This is a genomic window from Pseudonocardia sp. SID8383 (assembly GCF_009864975.1).
GTDB lineage: Bacteria > Actinomycetota > Actinomycetes > Mycobacteriales > Pseudonocardiaceae > Pseudonocardia > Pseudonocardia alni.
In genome coordinates, this window is the sequence record NZ_WWFY01001096.1 from 1 (window position 1) to 833 (window position 833).

General features: G+C 78.5%; 1 protein-coding gene. It reads right to left on the reverse strand.

The features are described from left to right. A partial coding sequence (locus GTW08_RS26465) for a DUF4328 domain-containing protein (RefSeq protein WP_161152681.1) occupies positions 1–833 on the reverse strand: 833 nt, incomplete at both ends.

Here is an 833-nt window from a genome sequence, read left to right on the forward strand (position 1 = left end):
CCGTGGTCGGGACCCGTGCCGCCGTCGGCGCTGCCTGCGGGGCCGCCGCTCCCACCGGGACCGCCGGCTCCGCGCCGGCCGTACCCGCCGTCGCCGACACCAGCAGCTGCCGGGGACCCTGCGGCCGCGTCGCCAGCAGAGCGGTGAGCAGGCGGACGACCCGGATCGTGCGCCACGCCGTGACCGCGGCGAGCACGTCGGCCCAGGCGTGCAGGACGACCCCGTCGGCCAGCGCCTGGGTGCCGGTGCGGAACCGCCAGACCAGGACGACCGCGCCGAGGACCACGCACGCCGCCCACAGCGCCCACCAGACCAGCAGCTCCCGCGACGGCGACGGCCGCCGTTCCGGCGGCAGGTCCAGCGCGGCGTGCTCGGTCTCGGCCAGCAGCGAACCGGGCGCGACCAGGTTCCAGCCGGGCACCACCCAGCCCGCGACGACCCACCGGCGGCTTCGCCAGGCGCGCGTGCCCGCGCGGTCCGCGGCGGCCCGGTAGGTCCACAGGCTCCACGAGATCATCAGCACCCCGGCGGCGATCGTCGCCACCACCGAGGACCAGCCGCCGAACCACACCAGCGCGTCGGAGACGCCGACGGCCTCCGGGGACAACGCGTCGGACCGGCTGAACAGCAGGAGCACGTACCGCCACACCTCGGCGACGGCGGCGACCCCCGACACGACGACGACCACCCACAGCACGGGCACGAGCTGCGCGGCCAGCGCGCGGGCCCGGTCGACCGGCCGGAGCGGGCCCTCACCAGGGACCGGCGCGATCCGCCAGGGCCCCACCGGGAGGCCCCAGCGCGGGACGGCGCGGTAGCGGGGCGGGCCGGCG